This is a genomic window from Streptomyces diacarni, assembly GCF_003323715.1.
Taxonomy (GTDB): domain Bacteria; phylum Actinomycetota; class Actinomycetes; order Streptomycetales; family Streptomycetaceae; genus Streptomyces; species Streptomyces diacarni.
The window spans coordinates 147,506-161,813 of record NZ_QOIN01000066.1 but is presented as its reverse complement, the minus strand read 5'-3'; the positions used below and the strand labels follow the sequence as shown (position 1 = coordinate 161,813).

Sequence of the window (14,308 nt, the reverse complement as noted above, 5' to 3'; positions counted from 1 at the left end):
CCCGTGTCCCCCACCGGTGCGACGGCGTCACACGCCCACACCGTCAACCACCTGGCCCTGTCCGCGCCGGGATGGCTGCGCGACAACATCGACACGCTGGTGGGTGTGCCCCTGCGCATCCTGCTCGTGGTCGTGGGTGCCGCGATCGTCCGGGCCGTGGCCAAGAAGGCCATCTCCCGGGTCGTCCAGCGCATCCTGCAACCCCCGGAGGCCGAGAGCGAGCCTCGCCGGTCCGGGCGCGGGCCCGCCGTGCTCGCGCGCGACCGGTCCCGGGCGAACGAGCGGCGTGAGCAGCGCGCCCGCACGATCGGGTCGGTCCTCAGCAGCATCGTCACGATCGTCGTCGCGGTGATGGGCGTGGCGATGGTGCTGGACCAGATCGGCATCGCGCTCGGCCCGCTGCTGGCCAGCGCCGGGGTCGTGGGTCTGGCCATCGGTTTCGGCGCCCAGAGCCTGGTCGCCGACTACCTGTCCGGCATGCTCATCATGCTCGAGGACCAGTACGGCGTGGGCGACTCGGTGGACCTGGGCGAAGCCGTCGGAGAAGTGGAGCACGTCGGCCTCCGGCTCACTCAGGTCCGCGACCTCAACGGTGGCCTCTGGCACATCCGCAACGGCGAGATCCTCCGCGTACGCAACGACAGCCAGGAGTGGGCGCGCGCCGTCCTCGACGTCTCGGTCGCCCACGAGTCCAACCTGGAAGCGGTCTTCGAGGTGTTGGAGCGCACCGGCCGCGAGCTGCGCGAGGAGCCGCGTTTCAAGGACGTCCTCCTCGAAGACCCCGCCGTGTGGGGCGTGCAGTCCCTCGACCCGGACGGCGTCGTCGTGCGTCTCGCCGTCAAGACGGCCCCCCTCCAGCAGTGGGGTGTCACCCGGGAGCTGCGGCGCCGGGTCAAGGAAGCACTCACCCGCGCAGGCATCGACATCCCGTTCCCGCAGCGGACGGTGTGGATGCGCTCCGAGGAGGGGCTTCCCGACATTCCCGCGCAGAACACGGGCCCCGTGCGACGGTGACGTCGCACGGGTGCCCGCCCCGACGGACGTGCGGGTCGCTCAGTCGCCCTCTTCGGGTAGGACCTCGACGTACCCGCTCGTTCCGTGTACGCGGATCCGCCGGCCGTCCGGGATCAGCCGGGTGGCGTCCTCCACCCCGACGACGGCCGGCAAGCCGTACTCCCTGGCGACCACCGCACCATGGGTCATCAGACCGCCCGCCTCCGTCACCAGGCCTTTGACCGTGACGAAGAGGGGCGACCAGCTGGGGTCCGTGCAGGCCGTGACCAGGATGTCGCCCGCGGTGAGCTCAGCCTGTGCCAGGTCCGTGACGACGCGGGCACGCCCCTCCACCGTCCCGGCCGAGACCGCCAGTCCGACCAGGGCGTCGTCCGGCACATCCGCGCGTCGGTACGCTCCGGTGACGGCCTCGCCGTCCGAGGTGAGCACCCGGGGCGGTGTGAGCGTCTGATGCGCCCTGAACGCCTCCTCGCGTCGGCGGATGAGCCGGCCGTCCACCTGTCCTGTGCGTACGGCGTCACGGAACTCATGGAATCCGAGGAAGAAGACATCCTCCTTCTCGGCGAGCGCGCCGGCCCGCACGAGGCGCTCGGCTTCCTCCAGCAGGGCTCGCTTGTAGTGGAGGTAGCGGCTGACCATGAAGTACTTCGGGTACTCCCGGTAGCCGATGAAGGTACGCACCCGGTTGATCATGCGTGTGGTCTCGTCGGCCTTGGCTTCTCCGTCCGGCAGGGCCCGCAACCGCTCCAGCACCTCCGCTTCCTTCGTCCGCGCCGTACGCAGCCCTTCCTGGAAGCGCTGTTCGCCGGCGCCCGGTTCGAAGTTGTCGACGTTGTTGAGGATCAGGGGCAGGAGCGTGGTGGGGCGTTCGCTCCACCGCGGCCTTGTGATGTCGATCTCGCCGGCGCAGCGCATGCCGTGCTTGCCGAGGAAGGCACGGATCGCGTCTCCCGCCGCCCGGCCCCCCGCCGCCGCGTTCACCCCGTCCAACTCGTCCAAGCGGTCGTCTTCGTCCGAGCCCTCGCGTTCGTGCACGTCCTCGCGTTCGACCAGCTCATCAAGTTGGTCCAGCTCGTCCAGGAAGTCGTCGCTGTCGGCAGCCCGCAGGAACGCGACCACGTCCGGATGCGAGCGGACCACGTCCGCGACGTCCAGGAGCGCCAGCCCCATCTGGGAGGTGACGTTGCCGGGAACCGACTGCGTGAGCGCGTCGGCCACGCTCTTGTCCCCCAGCCACGCCTCCAGCCGCTCGTTGAGCCACCATGACGCGTTGAGCGCGCTCATGATCACCTGTAGGCCCCGCGGGTCGAACAGGATGCGCCGCAGCTCTTCGACGTCCGTCAGGATGAAGTCGAACAGCGCCGGTCCGGACACCGTGCCGATCTCGCGTTCCAGGGCGGCGTTGGACGCCTGGCCGCGCTCGATCAGTTCGGTGACGAGGGCCGCATCGGTGTCCGGCGGGGTGGGCGCGGCGTCTGGCGGGGGCTCAGCCGGAGTGCTGTCAGGAAGGGAGGGGAGGAAGTCGCCCCGGTCGAGGACGGTGCGCAGCGCGTCCCCGATCAGCGGATCGGATCTTCCCAGGCTCTCCATGACCTTGCCGCGGCTCGCCGGCGAGGCCAGGCGCTCGGTGACGTCGACGAACAGCCTTCCGCCCGCCTCGGCCATCGGCACCGGGGTAGTCAACTGCCACAAGGACAGTCCCAGGGGTTTCATCGGGTCGGTCATCATCTGCTGGTGCCCGACCGAGACATAGACGTGGTGCTTCTCGTCGTCCGCCGCCGGGATGGGGAACAGCGTCGTGATCGGCCGGCTCTGGACGATGCGGATGCCACCGTCGGTCAGGCACCACTCGATGTCCTGGGGACAGCCGAAGTGCGCCTCGATACGCCGGCCCAGCCGCGCGAGCCGCTCCACCTGCGTGTCCGTCAGCGCCGGCTTTCCCCGCCGGTCGGGGGCGAGCACCTGTTCCCGGGTCCCGCCTTCCGGCGAGGCGTGGACGGCGAGCTGTTTGACGGCGACCGACTTGTCGACGACTTCACCGTCCCGCACCGTGTACACATCCGCGTTCACCCGGCCGGAGACCAAGGCCTCGCCGAGCCCGAAACCGGCCTCCACGGAGGTGATCCGCCGGTTCGAGGTGACGGGGTCGGCGGTGAACATGACCCCCGAAGCGTCCGGAGACACCATCTGCTGCACGACCACGGCCATATGGACCATGCGGTGGTCGAAGCCGTTCCGCAGCCGGTAGGTCACGGCGCGCTCGGTGAAGAGCGAGGCCCAGCACCGGCTGACGTGCTCAAGGACCGCCGCGGGGCCCACGATGTTCAGGTACGTGTCCTGTTGGCCCGCGAAGGAGGCCGTCGGCAGGTCCTCCGCCGTCGCACTGGATCTGACGGCATACCCGGCTCCCTCACCCAGTCGGGCAAGCGGTGCCGTGAGGGCCGCCGCCAGATCGTCGGGCACGGGGGTCTTCTCGAGGCCGGCGCGGATCTCCGCGCTCAGCGCGCGCACCGATTCCCGGTCGTCCGGGTCCAGTCGCGAGAGCTGAGCGACCCGCTCGTCGATCGACGGCACGTCGGCGAGGACGCGCCGGAACGCGTCCGTCGTCACGCAGTAGCCGGCCGGTACGTGGATGCCCTCGAGCCGCGACAGCTCCCCCAGATGTGCGCCTTTGCCTCCAACGACCGCGACATGCGTCCGGTCGATCTCCTCGAACCCCAGCACATAGCAGTCGGACGGGTACGACTCCCCCGCGCTGCTGTCGGCATCAGCCATGCGCTACCTCCCCCACGCGCCGGTTCCGGCGCTTGAACGGCCTGACAAGTGCCAGGATTGTCCGCTCCTCGGGGGTTCTTGCGGCAAGTCCCCCTCCTTGCCATACTTTGGGCATGGCAGCAGAGGACTCCGCCAGTAGCTTGGGGAGTTCGCCCTGGCGGCCGTGAGCGGGAGTTCCGCAGAGATCGCGGTCAGCTCCCACGCCTCCGCGTGACTGCGTCCGCACCGCGGATGTGAGACTCAAGCCATGCTCGTACAGTTCCTCGCCGCGGCCGGCGTGCTCGCGCTGTTGACCCTTGTGCCCGGGCCGGACCTGGCCGTCGTGACGAAACGGGCTGTTTCCTCCGGGTGGCAGGACGGGCTGCGGACGGCCGGCGGTATCACCTCGGGGCTGCTGGTGTGGGGTGTGCTCACCCTCGCGGGTCTCGCCGCCGTCCTGGCCGCCTCCGCCACCGCGTACACCGTGGTCAAACTGGCAGGGGCCGCCTACCTGGTATTCCTCGGCATCCAGACGCTGCTCCACAGCCGCCGCGTGCGGGCGCAGCACGTGGGCGCGCTCCCCGACGCCCCTGCCGGCAGCCCTTGGCGCACCGGCCTGGTCAGCAACGTCTTCAACCCGAAGATCGCCGTCTTCTACACCGGCCTGCTGCCCACGCTGGCCCCGACCGGGCTCGCCCCGCACACGGGTATGGCACTGCTGGTCCTCATCCACGTGGCACTGACCGCCGTGTGGCTCGGCGGTTACGTACTGCTGCTGGCGAAGGCGCGCGCCTTCTTCCAGAAACCCGCCGTGCGCCGGGCCATGGACCGCGTCACCGGCACCGTCCTGATCGGCTTCGGCCTGAAGGTCGCCACGACACGGCCCTGACCAACGGCCGATACTCGGCGCGGCAGGCACACACGGGCACCCGCCACGCTCAGGCCAGTGCCAGGGCGCCGCTGAGGGCGGCCGCGATGGCGAAGGCGGTCAGGCCCAGGAACGTCTCCATCAACGTCCAGCTCTTCAGTGTCGTGCGGATGTCGATGTCCATGTACCGGTTGAAGAGCCAGAAGCCGGAGTCGTTGACGTGCGAGAGCACCGTGCCGCCGGATGCGACGGCCACGACGACCAGCGCGATCTCCGGCTGGGACAGGTCGAACTCACGGATGAGCGGTGCCACGATGGGTGCGGTCGTCACGATCGCGACCGTCTTCGAGCCGAGCGCCACTCGCAGCAGCGCGGCGATGAGGAACGCGAGGACCACAGCGGGCAGGGCCGTCGAGCCCATCAGGTCCGCCAGCGCGTCTCCTGCCTGCGACTGCTCCAGTACGGCGCCGAAGACGCCGCCCGCGCCGGTCACGAGCAGCACCAGCGCCACAGGGCCGAGCGATGCCGAGGCCGCCTTCTCGATGCCTGCCATGCTCAGGCCACCTCGCACCCCGAGCATCCAGATCGACAGCAGCGTGGCGAGGGTGAGGGCGATGATCGGGGCGCCGACGAACTCCAGCGCCGTACGCAGCGCACCCTTGTCGAGGACGAGCCCCGCGAAGGTGTGCAGCATGATCAGCAGTACCGGCAGGACGATCACGCAGACGGTGACGCCCAGCGAGGGCCGCGCGCGGTCGGGGGTCCACTCCTCGGTCGCGTCCGTGGTGCCCGATGAGGCGCCCGCCCCGGACGCGAGCGCGGGCACCGGCACGTTCAGCCGGTCGCCGATCTTGACGCCGAAGAGGTAGGAGCCGACGAACCAGGCCGGAAGGCCGCAGACGAGGCCCATGACGGTCACCCAGCCGAGGCTCGCGCCGAGCAGACCCGCGGCGGCGACCGGACCCGGGTGCGGCGGCAACACGGCGTGCATGATGGCCAGACCGCCGGCGGCGGGCAGGGCCACGCTGATCACCGAGCGGCCGGAGCGCTGCGCCACCGCGTAGATCAGCGGCATCAGCAGGATGAAGCCGACTCGAAGAAGACCGGTACGCCCACCAGGAGCGCCGTGAGGCCCACCGCGAGTGGGGCCCGCTTCTCGCCGACCGCCGCCAGGAGCCTCCCGGAGAGCACCTCCACGGCGCCGGACTCCTGCATGACCCGTCCCAGCATCGCACCGAGGGCGACGATGACGGCGATCTCACCGAGGGAGTCCCCCATGCCCGCTTCGAGCACACCGGGCAGGTCGCTGAGGCTGATGCCGGCCGCGGCGGCGACGCCGATGCTCACCACGAGCAGCGCGAGGAACGCGTGCAGCTTCACCTTCACGACCAGGAGCAGCAGCAGCGCGACCCCGCCCGCGACGAGCAGCAGGAGCGCCCACGGCGGCAGGCTCCAGGTGGTGGCCGGCGCGTCCGCGGCCAGGGTCTTCCAGGGCAGCCCGGATATCAGGCCCGTTCGTGCGGTAGGCATCATTGCCTCCTGTCAGGCATGGGTGGCTCGGCAGGCCGCGAGCACCTCGTCCGCCGGCCGGCAACTGCGCGGGGCCGGCGGCTGCCGGCCCCGCGGGGACTTCAGGTCCGGTCGAGTGCCGGGCGCTTGGGGTCGAAGGACCATCCGGGTATGAGGTGGCGCATCGCCACCGCGTCGTCGCGGGAGCCGAGCCCTTCGCGCTCGTACAGCTCGTATGCGGCCGCCACCTGCTCCTCGTCGAGTTCGATGCCGAGTCCCGGCGACTCGGGGACGTGCAGCAGCCCGTCGTCGATGGTGAGCGGGTCGCGGGTGAGGCGCTGGCCGTCCTGCCAGATCCAGTGCGTGTCGATCGCCGTGATCGGGCCGGGGGCCGCGGCGGCCACGTGCGTGAACATCGCCAGTGACACGTCGAAGTGATTGTTCGAGTGCGAGCCCCAGGTCAGCCCCCAGGCCTGGCACAGCTGCGCCACCCGCACCGAACCGCTCATCGTCCAAAAGTGCGGGTCGGCGAGGGGGATGTCCACGGCGTCCGTGCGCAGCGCGTGGGTCAGCTGCCGCCAGTCCGTGGCGATCATGTTGGTGGCGGTGGGCAGCCCTGTGGCCCGCCGGAACTCCGCCATCACCTCGCGGCCCGAGTAGCCGTCCTCAGGTCCGCAGGGGTCCTCCGCGTAGGCGAGGACGTCCCGCAGCTCGCGGCCGATCCGTCCGCCTCATCCAGCCGCCACGCCCCGTTGGGGTCGAGGGTGACGCGTGCCTGGGGGAGGCGCCGTGCCAGCGCGGTGACGGCCGCTGCCTCCTGGCGGGCGGGCAGCACGCCGCCCTTGAGCTTGAAGTCGCGGAAGCCGTAGCGCGCGTGCGCGGCCTCCGCGAGCCTCACGACGGCCTCCGGGGTGAGCGTCTCCTCGTGGCGCAGCCGCAGCCACGCGTCGGCGTCCTCGCCCTCGTGAGCGGGCGCGCGGTAATCCAGATCGGTGCGGGTGCGGTCGCCGACGTAGAAGAGGTAGCCGAGGACGGGCACCTGGGCGCGTTGCTGTCCGTCGCCGAGCAACTCGGCCACCGGCACTCCCAGGTGTTTGCCGTGCAGGTCCAGCAGGGCCGCTTCGACGCCGGTGGCTGCGTGTACGGCCACCCGCAGGTCGAAGGTCTGTGCGCCGCGCCCGGCACTGTCGTGGTCGGCGAAGCGCGCCAGCACCTGTGCGACGACTGAGCGCAGCCGGGCCACGGGACGGCCGACGACCAGGTCGGCGGCGGCCTGGAGCGTGCGGCGGATCGCCTCGCCGCCGGGGACCTCACCGAGGCCCCTCCTCCCGTCCGAGTCGGTGAGGACCACCAGGTTGCGGGTGAAGTAGGGGCCGTGCGCGCCGCTCAGGTTCAGCAGCATGCTGTCCCGTCCTGCGACCGGGACGACACGCATCGCGTCGACCGTCGGACCGTGCTGTGCGACTGACATGTTCCGCTCTCCTTCCGCCGCCGTCAGTGCCGTCAGTGCCGTCAGTGCCGGCCCAGGTCGCCGTCGACGCGGCGCCACAGGCCCTCGGGGTTGCCGTCCGCGAGGGGGCGGGGCAGCAGCTGTTCGGGCAGGTTCTGGTAGGCGACAGGGCGCAGGTAGCGCTCGATGGCCAGCGAGCCGACCGAGGTGCTCCGGCCGTCGGACGTGGCGGGGAAGGGTCCTCCGTGCACCATGGCGTGGCCCACCTCGACGCCCGTCGGCCAGCCGTTGAACAGCACACGCCCGGCACCCCGTTCGAGGACGGGGAGGAGTTCGCGCGCGGCGTCCAGGTCGCTGTCGGCGGTGTGGACGGTGGCGGTCAGCTGCCCTTCCAGGCAGCGCAGTACGTCGGTGACCTGCTCCAGGTCGCGGCAGTGCACCACGAGTCCGGCCGCGCCGAACATCTCCCGCTGCAGGGCGGGATCGGTCGTGAAGTCGTCGGCGCCGACGGCCATCAGAGCGGCCCGGCAGGGGCTGGCGCCCTCGGGCACCGGGCCGCGCGCGAGGGTGACGACGGCCGCGTGCCCGGCGACGGCTTCGGTTTCCGTGCGGTACGCCGCGGCGATGCCCGGGGTGAGCATCGTCGCTCCCTGGTTGCTCTGGACGGCCTCGGCCGCCGCTGTCAGGAACGTCTCCAGCTCCGGGCCCTCAACTGCCACGATCAGCCCCGGGTTGGTGCAGAACTGGCCCGCGCCCTGCGTCAGCGAACCGACGAAGCCCGCGGCGAGGTCGCTCGCCCGCTCACGCAGCGCACCGGGCAGCAGCACGACGGGGTTGACGCTGCTCATCTCCGCGTACACCGGCACCGGCGCCGGACGCTCGGCGGCTGTCCGCATCAGCGCGAGTCCGGCGGCGCGGGAGCCGGTGAAGCCGACCGCACGGATACGCGGGTCGGCCACGAGCCGGGCGCCCAGGGTGGGCCCGTCACCGATCACGAGCGAGAAGACGCCCTCGGGCAGCCCGCACTCCTCGACGGCCGCGCGCAGGGCGCTCGCGGCCAGTTCGGAGGTCCCCAGATGTGCGTCGTGCGCCTTGACGACGACGGGGCAGCCGGCGGCCAGGGCGGAGGCGGTGTCGCCGCCGAGGACGGAGAACGCGAGCGGGAAGTTGCTCGCCCCGAACACGGCGACGGGGCCGAGGGGGATGCGCTGCTGGCGGATGTCGGGGCGCGGCTGCGGGGCGCGGTCGGGTAGCGCGGGGTCGATGCGGGCCCCCTGCCAGCTGCCCTCGCGCAGCACCGAGGCGAACAACCGCAGCTGCCCCGTCGTGCGTCCCACCTCGCCCGTCAGCCGGGCCACGGGCAGCCCGCTCTCCTGGTGCGCCCGTTCGACGACGGTGTCGGTCAGCGCGGCGAGCTTGTCGGCGACGCACTCCAGGAAGCGGGCGCGCGCCTCGGGTGTGGTGGCGCGGTAGGTGTCGAAGGCCTGTTCGGCGAGACGGCAGGCACGGTCCACGTCCGCCGCGCCGCCGTAGCGGTAGACCGGATCGAGCGGCTCGCCGGTACCCGGGTTCAGGGAGCGGACCTCCGCGCCGCCGCCGGTGACGCGTTCCGCTCCGAGGAACATCGCGCCCCGCAGCACGGCTTCGGGATTGGCGTTCGGTTCTGGTGCAGGCACCTGGGGGTCCTTTCTCGACGGGCGTGGAGATGAGAGGGCGGAAGTCAGGCGCGGGCGGCAGGCTGCCGCTCGACCAGCGCGGTGAGCTCGGCGAGCTCCGTCGCGGTCAGGTCGGTGAGCGGCGGGCGCACCGGCCCCGCGCCGTCTCCGGTGACGGTCATGCCCGCCTTGACGATGCTCACCGCGTAGCCCGGCCGCCGGTTGCGGATCTCCGTGTACGGCACGAAGAAGCCGCGCAGCATCCGCGCGACGTCCTCGCGGCGGCGCTCCCTGACGGCACCGTAGAAGGCGAGAGCGAGTTCGGGGACGAAGTTGAAGACGGCGGACGAGTAGGTGCTGACGCCGAGTTCGAGGTAGGGCAGCGCGAACATCTCGGCGGTGGGCAGCCCGCCGACATAGGTGAACCGGTCACCGAGGCGGGTGTGGATCCGGCCCCCGCCCGTTCGGCGGCGACGGCGAGCTCGCAGGCGGTGCGGGTGCCGTAGCCGGCGGGCGCCAGGATCGGCGTTCCCTCGGGCGCGCTGCGCACGGCGGCAGCGACGATCTGCTCGACCTCGGCCGGTGTGAGCGAGAAGAACTCACCGGTTCCGCCGGCGGCGAAGAGGCCTCCGACCTCGTACGTGCCGAGGCGGGCCACGTGGTCCCAGTAGGCGCCCTCGTGGAAGGACAGGTCCTCCGCGAAGTGCGTCACCGGGAACGACAGCAGCCCGTTCCCGAGCCGAGGCCCGAGTTCGGCAGGAGAGAAGGAGGACATAGACGCTCTGCTCCAGATGTCAACGACAAGAGAATCCGAGGTGGCGACGCAGCATCGCCCCGAGGTGCGGGCCGCCGTGCGGGAGCCCCGTCCGGCCCGCGGAAACGGAGTCGCGTGCGCGGCACAGCGGGCCGGGCACGGACTGTCGGCGGGTTGCGCCGACGGCGTCCTCCGACGCTAGGGTTCGTAACTGATCCACGTCCAACATGACTTTTGGATACATGAATACCCGGAGGGTATCGATGTTCACGCTCGCGCAGCTGTCCGGCTTCGTCGCGGTGGCGGAGGAGCTGCACTTCACGCGAGCCGCCGAGCGGCTCCGAATGACGCAGCCGCCGCTGAGCCGCCAGATCCAACTCCTGGAGAGCGAACTGCGGGTGGAGCTCCTGGACCGCACCAAGCGCTCCGTCCGCCTGACCCCCGCGGGGCGCGCCTTCCTCAACGAGGCCCGCCGCATCCTGCGCCAGGCACACGACGCGACCCTCACCGTCCGCAAGGTCTCCGCGGGAGAGGCCGGGGCGGTCGCCATCGGCTTCACCGCGGCCAGCGCCTATTCCAGCCTCGGCCGGCTCCTGGAGACCGCGCGTGGAGCCCTTCCCGACGCGGACATCGTGCTGCGCGAGATGGTCACCCGCGACCAGCTGGAGGCCCTCTCCGAGGGCGCCCTCGACCTGGGCATGGTCAGGCCGGCCGCCGTCGGCACCGACCTCGTCTCCCGCCCTGCGGCCCGCGAGGCGCTGCTGGCCGCCCTGCCCGCCGGGCACCGGCTGGCCGAGCGGGACGAGGACCCGCACATCACCGACTTCGACGGCCAGGAACTGCTGATGTACGCGCCTGTCGAGGCGCGCTACTTCCACGAGTTGCTGATCAGCGTGTTCCGCGCGGCGGGCGTCACACCCGAGTTCACCCAGTACCTCACTCAGGTGCACAGCATCCTTGCGATGGTCAACGCGGGCTGGGGCATCGCGCTCGTGCCCGAGGCGGCCGCGCAGATGCGGTTCCCCGGGGTCGTCTTCCGCCCCGTCGAACTGGCCGCGCCCGCCCCGGTCGAGCTGAACCTCGTGTGGCGGCGCAGCAACGACAATCCGGCACTGCACGCCCTCTTGCGGCGCCTGTGACAGCGCCTCGGCGCCGGCCAGTGGCTCGCACGCCTCAGTGACCCACGCGCCTCAGTGACCCGCACGTCTCAATGCTCCGCACACCTCGTGACCGGCACAGAGCCCGTTGCATCCTGCCGGTCACCACAAGCCGTGGTGGCCCAGGCCCAGGACCAGGGCAGCCACCGCCGTGATGAGGAAGACGATCCCTCCTACGACCGTGCGTGAGCCCACTCTGAGGTGCGCGATGATGGCGCCGATGAAGTACAGCACGAGGCCGCAGGCGGCGAGGTTCCCCAGCAGCGGTACCGCCGGCCCCACCAGCAGTCCCACGGTGCCCGCTGCCAGCAGCACGCCCAGCACCGGCACCCACTTCCTGGGCACGCCCTTCATGTCCGCCTGGCTGATGGGGTACAAGTAGGTTACGGCGGCAGCACCGTTGAAGACCGCGCCGATGAGGGTGACCGTGACGTAGGCGACGAACACGACTTCTCCGTTCCTGTGACGGATGACGTTGTCGAGCACTCCGGGTGAAGTGCCGTCGCCAGGAAGGACCGGCCAGCGGCTCGATCCGTGACATCGCCTGGCCACCGGCCGCGTCGGCGGCGCGCCAGTGGCCTCGAACGCCTCGTTCCTCCCCCTCTTCCCCCACCAGGTGACTCGTCGGAAAGGTCACCCACGCGGTCGCTCAGTCGAGGCAGAACTCGTTGCCCTCGACATCCCGCATCACGAGAGTCGACTCGTTGACGCCATCGGCGAGCAGCAGACGCTCGCGTGCCGCACCGAGGGCGACGAGTCGCGCGCACTCGGCCTCCAGTGCGGCCACCCGCTCCTCCCCCACGAGTCCGGTGCCGACCCGCACGTCGAGGTGCAGTCGGTTCTTGACGGACTTGCCTTCAGGAACGCGCTGGAAGAACAGGCGTGGGCCCACGCCCGAGGGATCAACACAAGCGAACGCCGACCCCTGTTCCTCGGTCGGCAGCGAGCGATCGAAATCCTCCCAGGTGGCGAACCCCTCCGGTGGCGGCGGTATGACATACCCCAACACCTCGCACCAGAAACGGGCGACGCGCTCGGGTTCCGCGCAGTCGTACGTGACTTGGAACTGCTTGATCGACGTCATCGGTACACCATAGAGGCGGGATCCACCGTCGTCCCCACGCGTCATCAGACGCATGCCGGTCAACGGGCGAGGGCTCCTCTCCCCCTCCTTTCATCGCAGCCGCGGGCGTCCGGCGGGGCCGGTCACTCGCAGCGCGCCTTGGGCGGCATCAGTTCCAGGTGCCCGCCCTGTGACCTCTTCCGTAGCGCGCGATCGTGCGTGACCAGCACGATCGCCCCCGAGAACCCCGTCAGCGCCTCCTCCAGTTCCTCGACCAGCGCCGGTGACAGGTGGTTCGTCGGCTCGTCGAGCAGGAGGAGATCGGCCGGCTCCGCTACCAGTCGTGCCAGATCCACACGGCGGCGCTGCCCGTACGACAGCTCGCCCATGCGCAAGCGCAGCTCCGCCGGGCGGAAGAGGCCGAGGGCGAGCAGGGCATCGGCGTGCTCGTCGGCGGAGCCCACCCTGCCCAGCCCGAACGCCTCGGCCACTGACAGGTCCGGCGGCCACGGCGTCTCGTCCTGGCGCAGATGGCCCACCCGGCCCGGCACCCGCACCGAGCCCTCGTCCGGCCGCAGCTCACCGGCGAGCAGCTTCAGCAGCGTCGTCTTTCCGGCACCGTTGGGTCCCGTGACGAGAAGCCGTCCGCAGCGGCCGAGGGTGAGGGAGCCGAGGCGCAGGCGGTCACCTACGCGTACGTCCGACAGCCGGATTGCGGGGAGCTGAGCGGGATCGGCCCCGGGGTCCTCCGCGACGTCCGCCGACGTTCCCATGCGCGGCGTGAAGGACAGCGGGTCCGGCGGCGCTGCCACGGGGTTCGCGGTCAGCCGCTCGACCCGCTCGCGGGCGTTGCGGATACGGGCCATCGCGCCGTGCGCCCGGCCGCGCGCACGGAAGCCGCCGTGGCCGAAGTTGGCCAGTGGCGCCTTGCGCGGAATGGCGTCGAGGCGGGCGGCCTGGCCGACGGCCAGCCGCTCGTTGCGGGCCAGTTCGGACCTCCACTCCTCGTATTCCTGGAGCCGGCGGCGGCGCTCCGCCGCCTTCGCCGTGCGGTAGCCGGCGTAACCGTCGCCGTAGCGGGTGACCTTTCCCGCCTCGGCCTCCAGGACCGTGGCGCTCAGGCGCTCCAGGAAGACGCGGTCGTGGGTGGCCGCGAGCACCGTGCCGCTGTGCGCCCGCAGATGCGTCTCAAGCCACTCCACGGCCTGATCGTCCAGGTCGTTCGTCGGCTCGTCCAGGAGCAGGAGCTCCGGGCGGCCGGCGAGAACACCGGCCAGGGCAAGCCGGGAGCGCTCGCCTCCGGAGAGGGTGCCGAGCAGGCGCTCACGGCGGAGAGCCGGCAGGCCGAGGTGGTGCAGCGCGAGGTCCACCCGGTGGTCGGCGTCGTAGCCGCCGCGAGCCTCGTAGCGCCCGAGGAGCACGGCGTACGCGGCGAGTGCCGCCGGGTCCGTACCGTCACCGAGCGCCTGCTCGGCCCGGCGCAGCTCCGCCTCCAGGGCGCGGAGATCCGCAAGGGCCAGGTCGACGGCGTCCTGGACGGTGGCGGTCGGAGGCAGGGGCATGGTCTGCGGCAGATATCCGACGCCACCGCCGGCTGCCACGGTCACCTCGCCGCTGTCCGGGCGCTCCTGACCTGCGATGAGCCTCAGGAGAGTGGACTTGCCGGCGCCGTTGTCACCGATCAGCCCGGTTTTCTCACCCGGTTTCAGGGTGAAGGAGACCTGGTCGAGGACGGTGCGGCCGGGGTAGCGCTTGGTGACGTGGCAGAGGGTCAGTTGTGAGGTGTGCAAGGTCGGGTCCCTCCTGGCCGCGCGGGTGTCAGCGCGGGCCGGATCAGGGTGGATGGTTGCGAGGGCGAGGCGCGGCGACGGCGGAGCGGTGCTCTACGCGGTCGGCGTCGGTGATCTCAGAGGGAACCCATGGGGAGGACAGTACGGCAGGCGGAGCGGAACAGCAAGACGATACGTCTCGCCTTGCAGGAGACCGATCGTCCGCCGACCAGGGCGCCACACGCGCGCAGCGCCGGTGCTGCCGCGTCGGAGGCGATGCCCGGCTGGGCGCACCCTGAGGAACGTGCGCGGGAT

Annotated in this window: 9 protein-coding genes and 3 pseudogenes; 3 read left to right on the top strand and 9 right to left on the bottom strand. The window is 71.3% G+C overall.

Annotated features, from left to right (window positions below):
* Positions 1-3: 3 nt before the first annotated feature.
* Entirely contained in the window at positions 4-1,014 is a 1,011-nt protein-coding gene (locus DTL70_RS30340) for a mechanosensitive ion channel family protein (protein WP_181861137.1), read from the top strand.
* A 39-nt stretch (positions 1,015-1,053) separates the two neighbouring features.
* Here the strand turns inward: DTL70_RS30340 and DTL70_RS30335 are convergent, their stop codons facing one another.
* On the bottom strand, positions 1,054-3,789 hold the full coding sequence (locus tag DTL70_RS30335) for a phosphoenolpyruvate synthase (protein WP_114025203.1): 2,736 nt from the start codon (positions 3,787-3,789) through the stop codon (positions 1,054-1,056).
* A 247-nt stretch (positions 3,790-4,036) separates the two neighbouring features.
* On the opposite strand from DTL70_RS30335, the gene DTL70_RS30330 reads away from it, so the two are divergent.
* Positions 4,037-4,657 carry a LysE family translocator gene (locus tag DTL70_RS30330; RefSeq protein WP_114025202.1) on the top strand — a complete coding sequence of 207 codons (621 nt, stop codon included), beginning with the start codon at positions 4,037-4,039 and terminating at the stop codon, positions 4,655-4,657.
* A 49-nt stretch (positions 4,658-4,706) separates the two neighbouring features.
* Here the strand turns inward: DTL70_RS30330 and DTL70_RS30325 are convergent.
* The 5 genes and pseudogenes from DTL70_RS30325 to DTL70_RS35020 all read right to left on the bottom strand — a co-directional run.
* Positions 4,707-6,166: pseudogene (locus DTL70_RS30325) on the bottom strand (GntP family permease).
* Between the two features lie 101 nt (positions 6,167-6,267).
* Positions 6,268-7,616 (bottom strand): annotated as a pseudogene (locus tag DTL70_RS30320) (enolase C-terminal domain-like protein).
* Positions 7,617-7,657: 41 nt separating this feature from the next.
* Positions 7,658-9,271 carry an aldehyde dehydrogenase (NADP(+)) gene (locus tag DTL70_RS30315; protein ID WP_245980093.1) on the bottom strand — a complete coding sequence of 538 codons (1,614 nt, stop codon included), beginning with the start codon at positions 9,269-9,271 and terminating at the stop codon, positions 7,658-7,660.
* Between the two features lie 44 nt (positions 9,272-9,315).
* Positions 9,316-9,642 carry a dihydrodipicolinate synthase family protein gene (locus DTL70_RS35025; protein ID WP_342776523.1) on the bottom strand — a complete coding sequence of 109 codons (327 nt, stop codon included), beginning with the start codon at positions 9,640-9,642 and terminating at the stop codon, positions 9,316-9,318.
* A gap of 69 nt (positions 9,643-9,711) precedes the next feature.
* Positions 9,712-10,025: pseudogene (locus tag DTL70_RS35020) on the bottom strand (dihydrodipicolinate synthase family protein); the annotation flags it as partial.
* A gap of 242 nt (positions 10,026-10,267) precedes the next feature.
* Between DTL70_RS35020 and DTL70_RS30305 the strand changes: the two are divergent.
* Positions 10,268-11,143 (top strand): LysR substrate-binding domain-containing protein, encoded by an 876-nt coding sequence (locus DTL70_RS30305; protein WP_114025201.1) that lies wholly within the window; start codon positions 10,268-10,270, stop codon positions 11,141-11,143.
* Positions 11,144-11,263: 120 nt separating this feature from the next.
* On the opposite strand, the gene DTL70_RS30300 is transcribed toward DTL70_RS30305, so the two are convergent.
* From DTL70_RS30300 to DTL70_RS30290, 3 genes are all read right to left on the bottom strand, one after another.
* Entirely contained in the window at positions 11,264-11,608 is a 345-nt protein-coding gene (locus tag DTL70_RS30300; RefSeq protein ID WP_114025200.1) for a DoxX family protein, read from the bottom strand.
* Between the two features lie 202 nt (positions 11,609-11,810).
* The gene (locus DTL70_RS30295) at positions 11,811-12,245 is read right to left on the bottom strand and encodes a VOC family protein (protein ID WP_114025199.1); all 435 of its coding nucleotides are present in this window, start codon (positions 12,243-12,245) and stop codon (positions 11,811-11,813) included.
* 122 nt (positions 12,246-12,367) lie between these two features.
* Positions 12,368-14,014 carry a TlrC/CarA/OleB/SrmB family ABC-F type ribosomal protection protein gene (locus DTL70_RS30290; RefSeq protein WP_114025198.1) on the bottom strand — a complete coding sequence of 549 codons (1,647 nt, stop codon included), beginning with the start codon at positions 14,012-14,014 and terminating at the stop codon, positions 12,368-12,370.
* Between the last annotated feature and the right edge of the window lie 294 nt (positions 14,015-14,308).

What these genes read in the sequence shown, in the direction of transcription:
- DTL70_RS30295 (WP_114025199.1), bottom strand. Translation starts at nt 12,245, where the DNA reads ATGACGTCGATCAAGCAGTTCCAAGTCACGTACGACTGCGCGGAACCC.
- DTL70_RS30330 (WP_114025202.1), top strand. Translation starts at nt 4,037, where the DNA reads ATGCTCGTACAGTTCCTCGCCGCGGCCGGCGTGCTCGCGCTGTTGACC.
- DTL70_RS30305 (WP_114025201.1), top strand. Translation starts at nt 10,268, where the DNA reads ATGTTCACGCTCGCGCAGCTGTCCGGCTTCGTCGCGGTGGCGGAGGAG.
- DTL70_RS30335 (WP_114025203.1), bottom strand. Translation starts at nt 3,789, where the DNA reads ATGGCTGATGCCGACAGCAGCGCGGGGGAGTCGTACCCGTCCGACTGC.
- DTL70_RS35025 (WP_342776523.1), bottom strand. Translation starts at nt 9,642, where the DNA reads ATGTTCGCGCTGCCCTACCTCGAACTCGGCGTCAGCACCTACTCGTCC.